The 17991-nt window shown below is 42.8% G+C and carries 13 protein-coding genes, 1 tRNA gene and 3 pseudogenes; 4 read left to right on the forward strand and 13 right to left on the reverse strand.

Annotated elements, in window-relative coordinates; all coding sequences use genetic code 11:
- Nucleotides 1-49: 49 nt before the first annotated feature.
- The 5 genes and pseudogenes from KW136_RS00370 to KW136_RS00385 all read right to left on the reverse strand — a co-directional run bounded on the left by KW136_RS00370 (nt 50) and on the right by KW136_RS00385 (nt 5118).
- Complete coding sequence (locus KW136_RS00370) at nt 50-1609, reverse strand: cytochrome ubiquinol oxidase subunit I (RefSeq protein WP_216796383.1); 1560 nt, start codon at nt 1607-1609, stop codon at nt 50-52.
- The gene (cydP, locus tag KW136_RS04205; RefSeq protein ID WP_338140513.1) at nt 1599-1895 is read right to left on the reverse strand and encodes a cytochrome oxidase putative small subunit CydP; all 297 of its coding nucleotides are present in this window, start codon (nt 1893-1895) and stop codon (nt 1599-1601) included. Before cydP ends, KW136_RS00370 begins: the two co-directional genes overlap by 11 nt.
- 206 nt (nt 1896-2101) lie before the next feature.
- Nucleotides 2102-2986: an RNA polymerase sigma factor RpoH gene (gene rpoH, locus KW136_RS00375; protein ID WP_420885628.1), complete on the reverse strand. Its 885-nt coding sequence runs from the start codon at nt 2984-2986 to the stop codon at nt 2102-2104.
- Nucleotides 2987-3771: 785 nt separating this feature from the next.
- Nucleotides 3772-4713, reverse strand: a pseudogene (ftsY, locus tag KW136_RS00380) (signal recognition particle-docking protein FtsY); the annotation flags it as partial.
- 24 nt (nt 4714-4737) lie between these two features.
- Nucleotides 4738-5118 carry a hypothetical protein gene (locus KW136_RS00385; protein ID WP_216796386.1) on the reverse strand — a complete coding sequence of 127 codons (381 nt, stop codon included), beginning with the start codon at nt 5116-5118 and terminating at the stop codon, nt 4738-4740.
- A 230-nt stretch (nt 5119-5348) separates the two neighbouring features.
- Between KW136_RS00385 and rsmD the strand changes: the two genes are divergently transcribed.
- The 3 genes and pseudogenes from rsmD to KW136_RS00400 all read left to right on the forward strand — a co-directional run.
- A complete protein-coding gene (gene rsmD, locus KW136_RS00390; protein ID WP_216796387.1) occupies nt 5349-6062 on the forward strand; it encodes a 16S rRNA (guanine(966)-N(2))-methyltransferase RsmD in 714 nt (237 codons plus the stop codon).
- Nucleotides 6063-6211: 149 nt separating this feature from the next.
- Nucleotides 6212-6685, forward strand: a pseudogene (gene coaD / locus KW136_RS00395) (pantetheine-phosphate adenylyltransferase); the annotation flags it as partial.
- A gap of 210 nt (nt 6686-6895) precedes the next feature.
- Nucleotides 6896-7072, forward strand: a pseudogene (locus KW136_RS00400) (YfhL family 4Fe-4S dicluster ferredoxin); the annotation flags it as partial.
- Between the two features lie 172 nt (nt 7073-7244).
- Here KW136_RS00400 and pth read toward each other — a convergent pair.
- From pth to ispE, 5 genes are all read right to left on the reverse strand, one after another.
- On the reverse strand, nt 7245-7838 hold the full coding sequence (pth, locus tag KW136_RS00405) for an aminoacyl-tRNA hydrolase (RefSeq protein ID WP_216797353.1): 594 nt from the start codon (nt 7836-7838) through the stop codon (nt 7245-7247).
- A 180-nt stretch (nt 7839-8018) separates the two neighbouring features.
- Nucleotides 8019-8636 carry a 50S ribosomal protein L25/general stress protein Ctc gene (locus tag KW136_RS00410; protein WP_216796391.1) on the reverse strand — a complete coding sequence of 206 codons (618 nt, stop codon included), beginning with the start codon at nt 8634-8636 and terminating at the stop codon, nt 8019-8021.
- 192 nt (nt 8637-8828) lie between these two features.
- Entirely contained in the window at nt 8829-9782 is a 954-nt protein-coding gene (locus tag KW136_RS00415) for a ribose-phosphate pyrophosphokinase (protein ID WP_216796393.1), read from the reverse strand.
- 82 nt (nt 9783-9864) lie between these two features.
- A tRNA-Gln gene (locus KW136_RS00420) sits at nt 9865-9941 on the reverse strand.
- A gap of 61 nt (nt 9942-10002) precedes the next feature.
- Nucleotides 10003-10899 carry a 4-(cytidine 5'-diphospho)-2-C-methyl-D-erythritol kinase gene (gene ispE, locus KW136_RS00425; protein WP_216796394.1) on the reverse strand — a complete coding sequence of 299 codons (897 nt, stop codon included), beginning with the start codon at nt 10897-10899 and terminating at the stop codon, nt 10003-10005.
- Nucleotides 10900-13139: 2240 nt separating this feature from the next.
- Here ispE and mutY point away from each other — a divergent pair.
- On the forward strand, nt 13140-14264 hold the full coding sequence (mutY, locus tag KW136_RS00430) for an A/G-specific adenine glycosylase (protein ID WP_216797354.1): 1125 nt from the start codon (nt 13140-13142) through the stop codon (nt 14262-14264).
- A gap of 1547 nt (nt 14265-15811) precedes the next feature.
- On the opposite strand, the gene lptB is transcribed toward mutY, so the two are convergent.
- The 3 genes from lptB to lptC are packed head-to-tail and all read right to left on the reverse strand — an operon-like array spanning nt 15812 to nt 17919.
- Nucleotides 15812-16594, reverse strand: coding sequence for an LPS export ABC transporter ATP-binding protein (gene lptB / locus KW136_RS00435; protein ID WP_216796395.1), 783 nt, complete (start codon nt 16592-16594; stop codon nt 15812-15814).
- 46 nt (nt 16595-16640) lie between these two features.
- Nucleotides 16641-17228 (reverse strand): lipopolysaccharide transport periplasmic protein LptA, encoded by a 588-nt coding sequence (gene lptA, locus KW136_RS00440; protein WP_216797355.1) that lies wholly within the window; start codon nt 17226-17228, stop codon nt 16641-16643.
- A 46-nt stretch (nt 17229-17274) separates the two neighbouring features.
- Complete coding sequence (gene lptC / locus KW136_RS00445) at nt 17275-17919, reverse strand: LPS export ABC transporter periplasmic protein LptC (RefSeq protein ID WP_246583187.1); 645 nt, start codon at nt 17917-17919, stop codon at nt 17275-17277.
- Nucleotides 17920-17991 lie beyond the last annotated feature (72 nt).

The raw sequence follows: 17991 nt of genomic DNA on the forward strand, positions 1-17991 counted from the left end.
TTTTTATGTGAGATAACTATTAGTTTTTGTAAGCTACTGCGACATCATACTAATGTAGTTGCTCATGGTAATATCTTCCAGTATGGAGCGACGACGGTCCAAGCTTTGCATACTTAAACATAAGTTTTATCTCGATAACAAATAATGCCGTATAAAATATAACGAATCCGCTAATACTTAGGTATAGGTCCGAAGGTGCGAGGCTAGAGGCTGATGAGAAAGTAGGCAGCACACCAGTGATTGTCCACGGCTGACGGCCCATTTCTGCGACAATCCATCCACACTCAGAAGCGAGCCACGGTAATGGGATTGCCCAAGCGCACCAGCGTAAGAACCACCGCCTGCGCTGGTGCGCTAGGCTCCGTGTAGCGCAGAACCAAAAGGCGAGCAGAAATGTTATAAAGAATAAGATCCCTAGCCCGACCATCAGCCGGAATGACCAAAATACTGGCGTTACGGGGGGGATAGAGTGCTTGGCTGTCTCAGCAATTTGCGCATTAGTTACGTTTAATACATCCGGTGCATAGCGCCTGACAAGCAGCCCATAACCGAGATTCTTTTTATGGGCATCAAACACTGCGTGCGTCTCATCGGATATATCACCTTGCTTCATCTTTTGTAGGGCCCGGTATGCCACGATACCATCATGAATACGTTGTTCATTACGAGAGATTAAATCGCGTAGCCCAATAACAGGTTCATCGATTGATCGTGTAGCGATTAGACCCAGAGCGTAAGGTATGCGTAATGCATAATCCGTGCGTTGTTTATCTTGGTTTGGCAATCCAAATATAGTGAATGTGGCCGGGGGCGGCTCGGTAGTCCATTCAGATTCAATTGCAGCAAGCTTTTCTTTCTGGACTTTGCCAATTGTGAAACCCGACTCATCGCCGAGTACAATCACACCCAAAGTTGAAGCTAAGCCAAAGGCGGCTGCGATAGCAAAAGAACGCCATGCAAAAGTAATATCACGCTTCTTCAACAGGTACCATGAAGATACCCCAAGCACAAACATTGCTGCCGTGACATAACCAGCAGAAACAGTATGAACAAACTTAAGCTGAGCTACTGGATTTAACATAACCTCAGACAGGTTAGTGAGCTCCATTCGCATAGTTTTATAATTAAACGCAGCGCCAACTGGATGATTCATCCAGCCGTTAGCGATAAGAATCCACAATGCCGATAGGTTTGAGCCAAGTGCGACAAGGAAAGTAACTATCAAATGACCGATACGCGATAGCCGATTCCAGCCAAAAAACATTAGCCCAACGAAAGTAGACTCCAGGAAAAATGCCATCAGACCCTCTACTGCAAGAGGCACTCCGAAAATGTCTCCGACATAGTGTGAGTAGTAAGACCAATTTGTACCAAACTGAAACTCAAGCGTAATACCCGTTACTACGCCCATCGCAAAGTTAATACCAAACAGCTTAGCCCAGAACCGGGACATATCCTTATAGACTTGTTTGTGGGTCATCACATAAAGAGATTCCATGATGACTAATAACCAGGATAAGCCCAGCGTTAACGGGACAAAAAGAAAGTGGTACAGTGCAGTAATGGCAAACTGCAGCCGTGAAAGGTCAACGACTTCGCTACTTATCATAATGATTACCTGAAGCTGACGGATTTAAGGCTGAGATAGACAATAGCGCTTGCGCGACCTGGGCTGGCGGCAGTTCCATGTAAAGTGTCTGAGGTTGACTAAACAACGTATACTTAAGGACGAGTAGAAAAATAAATTTTGCTATTATTACTGCCGTTAAATCTCGAGCCAATTTCGAGCGTCGAGCCAATTTCGAGCGTTTTGGTGTCCGTGTTAGTATACCCGGTCGCTGCGAAAGGGCGGTGTGATTAGTATCGGTACTATGACAACCGTCATAACTGAGCATAATATTTCGTATGCTGCCTTAAAAAAATAGACCTTAAAGAAACTTTTTTGTAAACTAAGTGCGTAAGAGGCGATAAGCATAACTCGCCGAACTTCTGCAGATTCACTACATTGTGTTGGTCGCTCGCATATTATTGTTGATCGATTTATTAAAATGCAAGAAAATTCCAGCCCGTTTCTAATTCTAACAGGTAGCGTGGAAAAATATCATGCGTAATTCTGCAGTGCACCGCGCATTTTTTTCATCGCACTCACCTCAATTTGGCGGATTCGCTCAGCGGAGACGTTGAACTCGGCTGCTAGCTCATGCAGCGTCGAGCCGCCTGAGCCGTCGTCCTGCACATGTAGCCAGCGCGCTTCTATGATGCGACGACTACGCGTATCAAGGGATTTCAAGGCATCAGCTAGACCTTCTGTCTGCATTAAATCGCTCTGGCGTGAGGCAAGCACCGCAGTCGGCTCAGTACGCGAGTCGGCCAGGTAGGCAATCGGTGCAAATGATTCCTCTCCGTTTTCGAACTGCGATTCGAGCGCGATATCGCCACCAGCTAGCCGCCTTTCCATCTCGGTTACTTCTTCACGTTTGACATTTAAGTCTTTCGCAAGTCCCGAAATCTCGTCCGGTGTAAATGGTTGAATTCCTCGCTTGTGACTGCGAAGGTTAAAGAACAGTTTACGTTGTGCTTTCGTCGTCGCAACCTTTACCATTCTCCAGTTACGAAGGATGTATTCGTGGATCTCAGCTTTAATCCAATGAATAGCATAAGACACCAGCCGTACGTTTTGGCGCGGATCGAAGCGCTTAACAGCTTTCATCAAACCAATATTTCCTTCTTGGATTAGATCCGCATGAGGTAACCCATAACCCATATAGTTTCGAGCGACTGATACAACTAGACGCAGATGCGATAGCACAAGCTTTCGCGCGGCATCTAGATTGTTTTGTTCACGATATTCAGTCGCAAGACGCGTTTCATCAGCCTGCGACAATAGCGATATACGATTGACGGCCTGAATATAGGAGTCTAGGTTGCCCAACGCACCTGGAAGTATTGGCTTCGCAGAAAGCGACTGCCCCCCTCCCGCTGACACTAGGCCTGCAGAGGTCTCTAGAGGGGTTATTTTATTGCTCACTCGTATCTCCTTATATAGACAAATTATGTACTGCTATGAAAACGGGGCTTTCAGGCATTTTAGCATCCAATACTACCTGGGATGCCTTAACTATTAAGTTAATTGGGGCGCGGCAGATTTTATTAACTACGAGTAGATATTCTATCTGGTTGTTGGTATTTAACTGTGGGATGCAGGCAGGAGTTTCTTGAAGAGTGTAGCCTGATATCTGGAATATAGCTAATAGGTGCTGTTTATTATTACATATTGCTTAATATTCTAGGGTTGATGCTAGCCGTGCTAAGGCGCGTCATTCAGCCAATACATAGTGCTTATTCGCTTATATCTATCAAATCTACTATTAGCCACTAGCCTCGCTATATAGCACCTAGTTTAGGTGTAAGTATGTAGCGCCTCCTCGGAATCCGAAGGAACTATGAAAATGATAATGTATTGTAAAATAACGAGTACTGTTACTACCAGTATCAGGCGGGTTTTAACGAATTATGCAGATAGCTAGAAGTCGCCTACATAAGAAATTAGTGATTAGCTATACACACCGATTCTTGTCTAATTATGCGGCGTGCAGCACGGTTGTAATACACAGAACTGCAACACTAACTAAGCCGAAACCCCATGTCTTTTTGACAACACATTTTAACTAAACTGATTATACTACGCTGCATTCATAAGGCATTAGTTATACGCCGAATAAGCATCTATATTACAAATACTAACCCAAAAGTTTACATTGTACTATGCGTTTACCCGAGCAACGCATCAGCAAATTCAGTAGCAATAAAAGGCTGCAAATCTTCAAGTTTCTCGCCAATACCGATGAAATATACTGGTACTGGGTGTTGGCGGGCAATTGCAGCTAAAATTCCTCCCTTAGCAGTACCATCTAGCTTAGTGATAATGAGTCCGGTTAACCCAAGTGACTCGTCAAACGCTTTTACTTGGGCCAGTGAGTTCTGACCAGTATTTGCATCAAGTACTAGTAGTATTTCATGAGGAGCACCCTCCATCGCTTTTCCGATTACTCTCTTGACCTTACAAAGCTCCTGCATTAGATGGATCTGAGTTGGCAAACGTCCAGCGGTATCTGCTATTAGCACGTCTATACCGCGCGAGCGAGAAGCATAGATTGCGTCAAAGATTACTGCAGCAGGGTCAGCGCTTTCCTGATGGATCACTGCGACATTATTACGCTGGCCCCAGATTATTAACTGCTCACGCGCAGCAGCGCGGAACGTGTCGCCAGACGCTAGCATTACCGACTGATTAAATAACTGTAGGTACTTGGTGAGTTTGCCAATACTCGTAGTCTTACCAGCCCCGTTGACACCGGCAATCATTATGACTAGCGGTTGCGCACGACCAAGAACTATAGATAGTTCAAGCGGCATAAGTAATTCGATTAACAACCCGCGTAATGCTTGCTTAACCTGTTGTGCATCAGTGATATGTCCGCTGCGGACCTTTTGTCGCAGGGCATTAAGTAGATAAGTAGTAGCATCTAGGCCGGTATCAGCCATCAATAATACGGTTTCGAGCTCTTCAAATAGAGCTTCATTACACTTCAGACTACTAAAAATTCCTCTTAAGCCTAAGCTGGTTTTGTGCAGACCCGATTTCAACCGTCTCAGCCATGAGCGCTTTGTATCTGGCTCGACAGCAGAGGGCGGCATAATTTTAATACTTTCTTTGCTCATACTATTGTTAATAAGCTACACCGTATCAGTTTTGACGTACACGCCTTGTGATGCTGAGCTGAATGAGGGTCGGATTGAGACTGCCGAAAAAGGCGCCGAGACTAAATGCTTTGCGGCGCTGAGAGAAGTGCACCCCATCGCACCTTCCACGACCGAACGAACTAATAGCGATATAGCGGCTACTATACGCGAAGTAGCGGCTAGAGTTTGTAATGCTGCAGATTCCGATAATATCTCGGACTCTAATAAGATAATCGGGTTCGCTAACTTAATAAAAGAGGATAGTGGTTCTAGTGTGCTAGGTGTTTGGGGGATCAGAGCGTAGTTTGATATGGGTACGTCTTGCTGTTGGTTGAGTATAGCACCATTCTTAAATCGCTTTATAAAACTAAACATAGTTTACTATAGGACGTATTCGGACATACCTATACTACTAGTAAGGGAGCATAAATAGAGCACTAATTATAGTGCTGCCTATTCTAGCAAAGCGCTACATATGTTTCCGAGGTTTACCATTTTTATAGTAAAGTTGCGATCTTTTCGTCTATAGCGCGGGAAGATAGTGGATAGTTTGCGATGAAATCTCAACCGTTCCCGTACTATAACAGTTTAATTGGATAAAAGCGATGAGCTATATATTCAACGAGCGCAGACGTGTGCCTTTTGCTAAATCTACTATCCCGAATAAGCGCATTGCGGATTCTCGAGGATCGCGGCATATTAATGTGCGGCGTCATGCACCGCAGCAGGTCCGACTTATTGGCGGTATCTGGAAGCGTACGCTATTACCGGTTCTCGATCTGGTATCGTTGAGGCCAACGCTAGATATTGTGCGCGAAACCTTATTTAACTGGCTGGGTCAGAAACTAGATGGTCTTGTATGCCTAGATCTATTTGCTGGCACTGGGGCACTAGGTTTTGAAGCCGCCTCGCGCGGCGCGCAACGTGTAGTAATGGTTGAGCACGATGCGCGTATAATTTTTCAGATAAGCAAGATCCAAAAAAAATTGAATGCGCAATCAATTAAAATAGTACAGGCTGATGCCTTACAATTACTAACCAATCTAGCCTCTGCAGAGTTTGATATTGCATTTCTTGATCCGCCATTCGATAGCGACCTACTTAGACGTACGTTGCCGTTCGTGTTACCACTAATGGTACCTAGTGGAACGATCTATATCGAATCTAATACATCATTAGCTGGGATATGGAACACTCAAACGTCACCTGGCTGTTACTCCGCACTTGACTGGTCGTTCATGCAAGAGTGGTATATCGTACGCTACGGCCGAACCGGAGCAGTGCATTATCATTTGATACGCCGCAAGAGTAGTAAATAATTCATATCCTCTAAATAAGCTATCTATATTTACTGGTGATATAGTTTTGACTACATTATATTATGTTACCGCTGACTATCAGGCGTTATCGTTAAGTGTCAGCATAACTATGCATACAGTACCGCCATGCCCTTAGAGGGGAAATATTAATGATAGTCGCTGTCTACCCAGGTACTTTCGATCCTCTTACTCGTGGTCACGAAGATCTTGTCCGACGGGCCTCCCGTATTTTCGATACGCTAGTAGTTGGGGTGGCTAATAACCCAAACAAAAAGCCATTTTTCTTATTGCAGGAGCGCCTAGCAATCGCTCAAGAGGCACTAAGTCACCATACGAATATAAAAGTGATGAGTTTCTCTGGATTGCTTAAGGACTTTGTTCGTGCTAACAATGCGCGAGTGATCGTGCGAGGCTTGCGTGCAGTATCAGACTTCGAATATGAATTTCAGATGGCGGGAATGAATCGCTACCTGCTACCAGACGTTGAAATGATGTTTATGACACCATCCGATCAATACCAATTTATTTCGGGCACTATAGTACGAGAAATCGCCCAATTAGGCGGGGATGTTAGTAAGTTCGTATTTCCCTCGGTTGAGAAGTGGCTTAGGAATAAATTTGCTCAAGCTTCTCACGCTGATACTATCAACCTAAGCCTATTATCGCCTACTAATACTACGGCGACGAGGATTATAGAAGTATCGGAATATACAACATCTAGCTCGGCGAGCATTTAAGAAAATCTATCTACTCGAATAGTAGATAGATTTGTATCTTACGCAGCTGAAAAGCTAATACTTAAAATTTATTTTTACTCACAGGGTTATAGCTGTATGGCTTTAATGATTACGGACGAGTGCATTAATTGTGATGTCTGTGAATTAGAATGCCCAAATAATGCAATTTCGATGGGGCCAGAAATCTATTTGATTAATCCATATAAGTGTACTGAGTGTATTGGCCATTTTGATGAACCACAGTGTGTGCAAGTATGTCCCGTCGGATGTATTGTAGTAAGCCACTAGTGGTTTAAAACCCATGATAAGCCCATGGAAAAAGTATCGTAAATTGATTGTAGCCCCAGCGAGCTAGCTACTCACAAGCCTTGAGCTGGCTTTTTAATTTTTTATATAGCCCCATCCCCTGCTCTATATTTTTTATATCCCTCTATACGTGTTGTAGTTATTTCATCATTGCACGAGCACGATCTAACTCTCCTCTAATGATTAATGGAATTAGAGCGAGACTTTTATTAATAGCGGTATCGATAATTTTTTTTTCTTCTAAGCTCGGTTTTTTTAAAACAAAATTGATTACATCAAGTTTAGAATGCGTGAGTTTGCTTTTCTGGATTATGTCTCGTGGATGGCCAATACCGATACGCAGACGCCAATATTGCCAAGTCGATAAATATTCGGCAATGTTTTTCAGGCCATTATGGCCCCCACTGCTTCCGCCTAACTTTAGTTTAGTAATACCTGGCATTAAATCCAACTCGTCATGAACAACAAGAATAGATTGAGGTAAAATCTCAAAAAATTGTGCTAACGCTGTCACAGATAACCCAGACTGGTTCATGAATGTGTTGGGTTTCAGCAAGTAAACTTCTTTACCGTCTAGGCTGGCTTTTATATAGGCGCCGTGGAAACGACGATTGTCATGTAGCTTAACATTTACTTCTTTCGCAAGCTGATCGATAAACCAAAATCCTGCATTATGCCGTGTAGCCACATACTTGGAGCCTGGATTTCCAATTCCGGTAATTAATTTAATCATGAAGGTCTTGCTGTTCATGAATTTATTCAAAAGCTTGCTACCTAGCATAGGTCTAGCAGAGCTGCTTTATCATTCCAATGACTTCATCATATTTTATTCGTAAATCGAAGGATGAGTCTTATTGTTTGATAGATGTTGATATTGCGCCTTGTATATGGGTCATAAATATGGGTCATAATATCATGTGACCGGCGCTCCACCTTCTAAAAACTCATCCGCGTTATCTAGCACCATACTAGCAGGTAGGGTTGTAGAAACAATTACCGGGTTTTCCTGAGCAAAGTGAAGTGTTAGATCGACACCGGACGGTAACTTAACATCTTGTGCATGTAATGATTGGTTTAATTCAAGGTTGCCTAAATCTACCTCGATAAACTCAGGTAAATTGCTTGGTAAGCACGATGCTTCAATTTCGTTTAACACATGCATAATCACGCCTCCACTGAGCTTTACTGCAGGTGATACCTCTTGGCTCATATAGTGTAACGGGATCTTTACTGTAATTTTTTTCTTTTCATCAACACGTTGAAAGTCTACATGGAGCACAAGCCGACGGAACGGATGATACTGAACATCTCGCAGTAGTACTTTTTCAGTCACACCGGCAATTTCGAGATCTAGAATTGATGAATGAAATGCTTCTTTGTTTATTGCGTGATACAGCGCATTATGATCTAACTCAATCAACTTCGGTGCAGTACTAGCGCCATATATAATACCCGGCATTTTTCCAGAATTGCGCAGGCGGCGGCTTGCGCCTGTTCCCTGCTGGCTACGCGCGAAAGCGACTACTTTCATATTATCTCTCTAATAACTGCCTGCGACCATACGGTGGGTCCAGACAAAGTGCTTAAGTTATTAAACAGGGCTATCTAATTCAAAACGAATCGAGCCAGCCCTGAAATACGCGGCGCGTATTTTTGATTGCACAGCGTGGCCCCTCGGTAGTCGGCATTTAATGGTAGAATTTCTAAAATGGGGCTACTATTCTTAATGCTCGGCAAATAGTGATATTACCGATTCACCGCGGCGAATTCTCGAGAAAGTTTCAGCAAGTAAGGCAGCGCATGATAGTGTTCGAATCCGTGGGCATTGAAATGCATGCCTGCTTAGCGGAATCGTATCTGTAACGACTAACTCATCCAGTTCTGATTCTGCAATGCGCTGGATCGCGTTACCAGAGAGTACCGGGTGAGTTGCATACGCAAATACTTTTTTCGTGCCACGCTCTTTTAGTACTTTTGCGGCTTTGCACAGCGTGCCGGCAGTATCAACCATATCATCCATGATTACGCATGTGCGGCCCTCAACTTCACCAATAATATTCATCACCTTGGAAATATTTGCCTTTGGGCGGCGTTTATCAATAATTGCCAGATCTGTGTCGAGCTGCTTTGCTAGAGCGCGAGCGCGTACTACGCCACCGACGTCTGGTGATACAACTAGAAGATCGTTGTAGGCTTGCTTGCGCAGATCCCCGAGTAGCATCGGCGTTGCATAAATATTATCAACGGGAATATCGAAAAAACCTTGAATCTGATCAGCATGCAGATCCATAGTGATGATACGTTCAACACCGGCAATTTCTAGCATATTAGCAATAACTTTCGCGGAAATTGCAACGCGTGCTGAGCGCGGTCGACGATCCTGTCGGGCATAACCAAAATATGGAATAGCTGCCGTGATCCGTCCAGCCGATGCGCGCTTGAGTGCATCGACCATAATCATTAACTCCATTAGGTTATCGTTCGTCGGCGCACAAGTGGACTGTAAAACAAATACATCTTTACCTCGGACGTTTTCTTGTATCTCGACTTGAATTTCTCCATCCGAGAAGCGGCTAACCATTGCCTTGCCAAGAAGAATGCCTAAAATTTTGACAACTTCTTGCGCAAGTGATGGATTCGCGTTTCCAGTAAATACCATAAGGCCGTCACTGTTCATCGTATATCTTCTACCCGGTGGGCATTGCATTGAATCGAGTGTATAACACTAAGGTATAAGCCACGCTTACGATATAGATAATTGGCAGGGGAGGAAGGATTCGAACCTTCGAATGCCGGAATCAAAATCCGGTGCCTTAACCAACTTGGCGACTCCCCTACATAAATCATTTTCTCAACCGAGACTCTGGCACTTGACGTGACGAAAGTTTTATGAACGATTATGAGGCGAAAGTATATAGCGGATGATAGTCTAAACTTGACACTACTATACTCTCCCAGCCAGAAAGAAGCTTTGCTTGTATTGCTTCTGACCTGCTAGAAAATGCCGCAAACACGGCAGAACCCGACCCAGTTATACGCGCTGGCCTGATTGCTGACAACCAATCTAATACTCTTGCTACTTCTACATATTTTTTAACAACAACTTCCTGCATGTCGTTTTGGCCAAAATTATCTGGCCAACTTCCTGTAAGTGTTGCATTGGAATTAGCAATATTCTGCTGTGCAAGAAAGTCCATAATTTTTATGCGTTTGGTGTCTCTTGTCAACGTCTCAGAGCTGAAAATTTCTGAGGTTAAAATATGCACCGCTGGTTTAACCACTAGGAATGTACGTGCCGGCAGATGAACTGGCTGCAGTTGCTCGCCTATGCCTTGAGCAAATGCATTTCGCCCAAATATAAAGAACGGAACATCAGCGCCAAGTTTTAGTGCTAGAGCCTGTAGTATCGTACGCGGTAAATACAGCCGCCATAACCGGTTTAGTGCGAGCAGTGTGGTTGCCGCATCCGAACTGCCTCCGCCAATTCCCGCTCCTATCGGCAGGCGCTTGTCGATGTATATCTCTACACCATAATGGCAGCCGCTATGATGTTGTAACAGCTTTGCCGCTTGAACACTAAGCTCAGTCCGTTCTGGAATGCCGTCTAGCGGCTGTAAATAGCGCACTTCTCCATCGTCTCGGCGTCGGAAATGCAGTACATCACCCCAGTCCAGCAACTGAAATACTGTCTGCAGTTCGTGGTACCTATCGTCTCGGCGGCTAATCACATGCAAGAAAAGATTAAGTTTCGCTGGGGCTAAACAGTCAAACAGCGTTTCCTCAGTTTCAATCATGTAGGTCTTGCTCAATATTCATCTATATTCGGTTTATTAGTTCAGTATTAGTTAGATTGATAATTGTGATACCTGCCGCGTCAGGCACCATTACTTGACCCAGCTTTCTGTAACAGTTAGTGTAGTAGCTCAGATATTTAATTTTTAGCCATCCTGCCTGATGCATCTAAAGTGATTAGCATCGTTGGTTGATGTCAGTGTGAGAAAATATAGGAATACCGATGCTCAAAACTAATACCGAAGTTCTATCTCTAGCAGTAAGAAGCCCAGCGTACTTATCATATTAGCCCCCTCCCGATATGCTTGACGCCATTTGTTATTTTTTTTAAACAACTAGAGAGGGTCTAATTCCAGTCCGCATACAATTATAGCTAGTGTTTTGCTGAACGGGTTCAACAATTTTAGATTGATAGTATAGCCGGTCTTAGCCAATCAAAATTTCTATAAGCGTTTTGCAATTGCCGACTCTAGGATAGAGATAACCTCGAAGCGTCCATGTTACATGGGCTCTAGATGTAACACTGGTGTTGTCTAAAACTATCTCAGAAGGCTATGCGCGTCGAATAGATAAAAATTAGGATGAGTTCTCTGCACATACACTAAATAAAAGTAACGAAGCCAACATCGCCTAATGCAACTGGTTATCGATACGGCATAGTTTTTTTGTTTTTGAATGGCGTATATTTGATCTTCTCTAAGACCTACCGCACTAACTAAGCTTATTTTAGTCACTTTTTAGTACTTCTTATACGGAAGCGTACTACTAGTTTCTGAATCTGTCTGAAAGTATACGCACAACACGGTGCATTCAACGAATTAAATCTATCGCCATAGTCTATTAATCCTAGAGATACTAATCATCACAAAAGTACTATTGTATAGCTACAATAATAATCTCTTGATGAGTGTACAGCTCCTATAAGCCACTACTTATAGTGCATAAAGAATAACTAAGTGTATTATAAGCTAGCTCGGTGCTAAGTGACAGTTAGATAAAATCAGGAAATTTTAATTTACTCCTTTAATTTAAACATGATTGATGCTAGATATAGATATACCTAACCTAGATTATTTTTTAGCTTCTCACCGCCGAAAAGCGTTGTTATACAGCTGCCACTTAGCGTTTAGCGAGTTTCTTTGATAAGACTAAATTGGCGCGAGTGGTATTTATGCATGTATTAAAGACCCTCGCTGTTAGCGTTAGCTAGTCATTCTAGCTTTTGTGCCGGTTTTTTCTCCAACTGAGAGAGTAGGGAGGGTAAAGGACTTTTTCTGTTGTACAGTTTACAGCGAGTGGCTGATTCGAATAGATAGCAAGCTTGTTTTTCTCGGGGTTTTCCAGACGCACTAACAGTGAGGGTCGGTACTAATAGTGAGTAATCTATTTGTGTGCATACACTATATCAGTGGAGTTGTACAAAAAACGACGAAATTTTTGCGTCTCACTCTATGCTGGGCGGGCTAACAGCTATTAGCTGAACTCGCTAAGAATATAATAGCGGCGCTTAATGGATAAGGCTATTAATCAGTAATAGAAGACTCGTCTTTTGCTTATCTAGCATCGGTATGCTAATCAATTTAAGTAAACGCCTATATAGTTATTATTTCTTCTTCCATGAAGACTAAAACTTTTATAAGTTTCGATAATATGCCACTGAATTAAGCATATATTACTAGATAAGGCACGCAGCACGTCGAGATGCGATTGGATTGGGTACTATTTGATTAGGCAGCAACTAGCGCTAGTTGCTCTAGATTAAGTAGGATACACGGGGTAGAAAAGCGCAGAAAACAGTTGCTATTTAAGCTTGGGAGTAAAGGGTTCCTTATGCACTTATATATGCTTGAACTTCGTAGATTTTGCAAAATTTACCAGTCATTTTCTACCCGTACTGATCAGATGTAGCTCGTTTAAATATAAGTTAGTAGTCAGACCTAGGGTCGAGCCTTCTGGGCGCGGCTATATAGTCCACCATGGTACTAATCAGGAGGACGTTTATAAGCGTTAGTAAATAATATAGTGTCTATGTATAGATGCGGTATTTATACATTCGAGGGTCTATTTCAGGCCTTGGTTAGCAGTATATCGGGAGAAGTTATTTTAGGTGTACATATTTTATTTATAAATAAGCTTTCCTATCTATAACTCACTTGTTTGGCATAGCGCATGAAAAGTATAGCTATCGCTTATTACCGAAGGCCTTGCCAGATCTAAATCAATCTATTCATAGGGGTACAATATAGAATCGGTTAACTTTGCGCTGCATCTAATCGCATGGCAACGTATTCATGGACGGCATCACTTGCCGTGGCAACACAACCGGGATCCATATCGGATATGGTTGTCTGAGATTATGTTGCAGCAAACGCAGGTCTCAACAGTAATTCCTTATTATTCAAGGTTCCTCGCGCGTTTTCCTAATGTTCACACCTTAGCAGATGCTGCATCTGATGATGTGATGGCACTATGGAGTGGACTGGGTTACTACGCTCGCGCGAGAAACTTGCACCAGTGTGCAAAAATTATTGTGCAGCAGCAATATAACGGTGTGTTTCCAAGGACTATTGAGCAACTTAGATCACTACCGGGCATTGGCCGATCAACGGCAGCGGCAATTGCTGTATTTGCATATGGCATACACTCGCCCATTTTGGATAGCAATGTCAAGAGAGTACTCTCCAGGATTTTTGGGATTAACGGCTTCCTAGGTGATAAACGTGTAGAGACCACGATGTGGACGCTAGCTGAATCATTGCTGCCTGCAGTTTATAAGCCCCCCCTAGCAGGAGCTATGAATAATATCGAGCAATGCACCGGCACGCCGGTCGAGCCCATTATCGCCTATACGCAAGGACTGATGGATCTAGGGGCAATGCTATGCCTACACAGCCGCCCAGATTGTAAATGCTGCCCATTCACGCACGTGTGCGTAGCCAATTTAACGAATCGACAGAGCGAGTTACCGACTCCTGCTCTCAGGAAGTTTATACCAACGCGTCGCACAAAAATGCTGATGCTGCGCAGTACTAATCAGGTACTGCTTGAAAAACGACCACCGTTTGGTATCTGGGGCGGGCTCTGGAGTTTACCTGAGGCAGATGATTTATATAAGCTCGCTGAGCGTGCTAAGCAACTTAGTGGAAAAGCCGTCGTACTAACACCTCTTGCGTCGCTGGTACATACATTTACGCATTTTCGCCTAGAAATTGAGGTGCAGTTTGCGCAACTAGCTGCTGACGCACCGAAGCCCGATTCTCAAGCAGATATAGCATGGGTTCGATTCGATATTATTAGCGACTATGGCTTGCCTTCGCCGGTAAGAAAGCTCCTTCATAGGACCTTAGCTAGCCTCAACCTAGGATAAGTCCCACAAAGTCGATAGCTATTCATAGCCGCGGCTGATTAGCTTTAACTCTATCTTGATTTTTTTAAACCTCGAGTCGTCGTATGCTGCACTAAGGGTAGCAAGAAACACGACATGTAGTGTTTCTTGAGGTACTCAGACGCGTGATATATAGGCAGCAAGCTGTAGGTAGTGGCTATACAAAATTAACATGGTAAATAGTATAATAGAGTAGTACATACATCAAAGCAGTAATTTTAGCACTGCTGCTGCACTTCCATCTACAACTAAAGCAGCGCAGTTCAATCACAATTAGCTGCCCAGGCATGTTGCAAAAGAGATCCTTATTGCTTTAACCTTAATGGTAATTAATCGCAGTTCCACCTAGAACTTGACTCCCGTTTGAATAGATTAGCTTTGAGTAGTGAAGCAAATCAGGCCTGGAGGTTATATTATTAGTGGTTTCCGCGAGAAACCAAGGTCCCGGCCTTCATGGCCCGTGTCAGCAAACTAAGCTTTAGTGAAGTGGCGAGTTATCGTCTAATATACTTCGCTCGTTAATGCTAGACGTATATATGGTATTCTTTCTTGTTACCTAGTCCGGTGCTGCTCATTGTCAAATAGACACGTATTAGTTTTAGGCGATTAAGGTTGCCACTAAAATTTAGAGCTTTTTTCCTATACTTAGTATTAATGCTGAAAGGGGTGCTTATGGAAAGTATCCAAGTCGTAATTTAAATATGGTTATATTCGTATAGGTTTAGCTGAAGCACCCAGTGTAGATCGTACTCCCGCAGTGCAGGAAAGATTCCGGTATAAACGCGCTTGCGCGACTAAGATGTTTTAGATTAAATAATCTACCTCTTACAGTTATAAATATAATAAGTTCCTGCCTACATCATTTTGGCTACTACGTGGCATTTTGTATATAGGTAGTTGATACACGGTCAGGATATAACCTCGTATCCTGATATTAATTACCATCTCTTTAGGGGGTATATATAGATTTAGAGTAAGATGTTTCGTTCGAATCAGTGATGACCTTCAGGTATTTGCGCAGGTATACAAGGTTACGCATAGAATACCCTGATTTCAGTTAAAAAATTTGGCTTTAGGCATCTAGGTGCGAGAGTACCTAAACATTCTTTAGATCAAAACGGTTAAAAACCGTGCGCGAGGACTTACGTACTAATCAGTATCTATATCAAATGATAATCACAAATTTAGGGTTTTATTGTGGTCTTCGCTCATATTATTATTGTAATCTCTAATTTAATTAGAGATATTATTGGCGCTAAGAACAATTCAGCACTACTATAATACTGGTATTTAGTATACTAGCTAACTTTTTCTGAAATTTGACTAAATATAGCTTGAGTGGGTGGATTGTCTATTGCAATTTTATTTTATTCAACTGCTATTGCTGAGAACAGGAATGAATGTTGACTTCAACGTCTATTAGTAATCTTTTAGGGCAGGCGGCCCTTGTTTGTATTATTTTTATGAGTTAGTTAAAGCAGCATTTACTGCTAAGATAGTGATGTAAAATCCAGGTTTAGCAATAGGGATTACATATAAAAATGTTCGCCTAAATAAACACGGCGCACACTATCATTATTAATAATTTCCTTAGGTGTACCAGCTGCAAGCACGCTACCATTACTAATTATATACGCGTGATTACAAATGTCTAGTGTCTCGCGCACACTATGATCTGTAATTAATACACCGATGCCTCGCTCTTTTAAAAAGTTTACAATCCTCTGGATCTCTAGAACGGCTATTGGATCTACTCCAGCAAAAGGCTCATCCAGTAAAATAAAAGTTGGATGGGTGGCGAGCGCGCGTGCGATCTCAACACGACGCCGCTCGCCACCAGATAATGAAATTGCAGGATTATCGCTCAAGTGGCTAATTTGTAGCTCTTCGAGTAACGTGTTTGCCTGTATCGATACCGCTTGATTAGAGAGTAATTGGTTATTCTTGTCTAATTGCAACTCCAAAACAGCACAGATGTTATCTTTAACAGATAGATTACGGAATACTGATGCCTCCTGAGGCAGGTAAGACAATCCCATCCGGGCGCGTCTATAGATCGGCAGCTTGCTAATTGACCTATTGTCAAGCATAATTTCACCAGAATCAATTGGCACTAACCCAACAATCATATAGAAAGCAGTAGTCTTACCCGCTCCGTTTGGTCCAAGTAGCCCAACTACTTCGCCACTTTTCACATCAAGCGACACATCTTTAATTACGGTGCGCGCACCGTAATGCTTTCTTAGGTTTCGAACAGACAGTGTGCTAGTATCCGCAGTCTTAGCTGATTCTAATGGAATTAGTGTATGCATATGTCTATATTCTTTTAACGTTTTATATAGCATCAACAGTACATACCTAGAATGGAGGGGCGTGCTGTTTCTCTATTCTAGGTATAAGCATAGCATGCACACGACCACTTGGATTTCCAGGCCCCGCGATATCCTTACCCGATTGAGCGGTATAAAAATTTGTCTGGCAATTATAGGTTATTACACTACCGTGCACTTCATCAAGGACCTGAGACATCCCATGTAAGCGCCTAATAGCGGCGTGCGTGGTTAACGTCGTTAGGTTCTGCTTTCCGTCATAGTGAATGCATACTGCATTGCCTTCAATATATTCATCTATACTGTCACGCTTTTTCCGGAAGTATGATAATCTATTGTCAGTGCTGATACCGGTAGCATATTGATAGCGTTGTGGATCTTGTCTAACATCTATGCGATCGGCCCGAATTAAGATTTCGCCTTTAGTTACAATAACGTGACCAGTAAAAACAGCTAGCTGACTTAGAACGTCATATGTCATCTGATCAGCTTCGATGTTAAGTGTCTGATCATGAGCTATATGCGAAGCGTGCGCAGTAGGTAGCACTAGTGCAAGCAGCAGCAAGCCAATGAGCGATGCGATAATCGATTTATATGCGGAGCTGGCGCGATTCATCGCCTTATATTGCTTCGGATGCAGTATGTGCGTAGGTGTCTGGTGGTTAAGAATTAGGTTGATGAATATCATGCGAGAAAAAAGTATCAGTCATTAACTGACGTGGTTTTCTAGACGCCGGGCTGGATGTAGTAGGAAGCACACCATGTACCTGAGCAAGTAGACGTATTTCCCGGATTACATTATCGTAGATCATACCATTAGCTTTCATTTTTAATGAGCCATGCAGTAATTTAACTGGCTTTTCGGTTTTAATAATCTTGTCATGGATTAACACGCAGAAGTGCTGAGAGTCAGCCTGTATCAGAGGATCTGTTTGACTCGCTTCTCGTACGATGCGTGCATCATTGTATAGATCTAAAATTAAGCCATTATCATTGATGCGAGCACGCTTGCCGGTAGCAGTAACGATTGGCTGACCTGGTGTAAAGGCTCGTATTGCTAATAGCAGCGCATACGTTTCTGGATCGTCCTCATAGTGAATCATTGACGCAGCTGCTATCCGGTACTGTGTTATGCCACTTTTATTTAATATCGAAAGTGAGAAATGGTCAGCAAAATAGTCCGGTATATGTAACTTAGCGTCTGATATTACCTGCATCGGATACGGTAGCGTATTCTGTAGTAGCCAATACGTACCAACGGTGAGCAATCCCATAATCATAAGTGAAAACCAAGCATAGGAACGCATTTTTAGCACTACTGCATTTTTGTATGATACGTCTAGATGGTTGCTATACTAATTTTAAGCGTATAGCAATAA

It is taken from the genome of Candidatus Vallotiella hemipterorum, from assembly GCF_910593725.1.
GTDB classification, from domain to species: Bacteria; Pseudomonadota; Gammaproteobacteria; order Burkholderiales; family Burkholderiaceae; genus Mycetohabitans; species Mycetohabitans hemipterorum.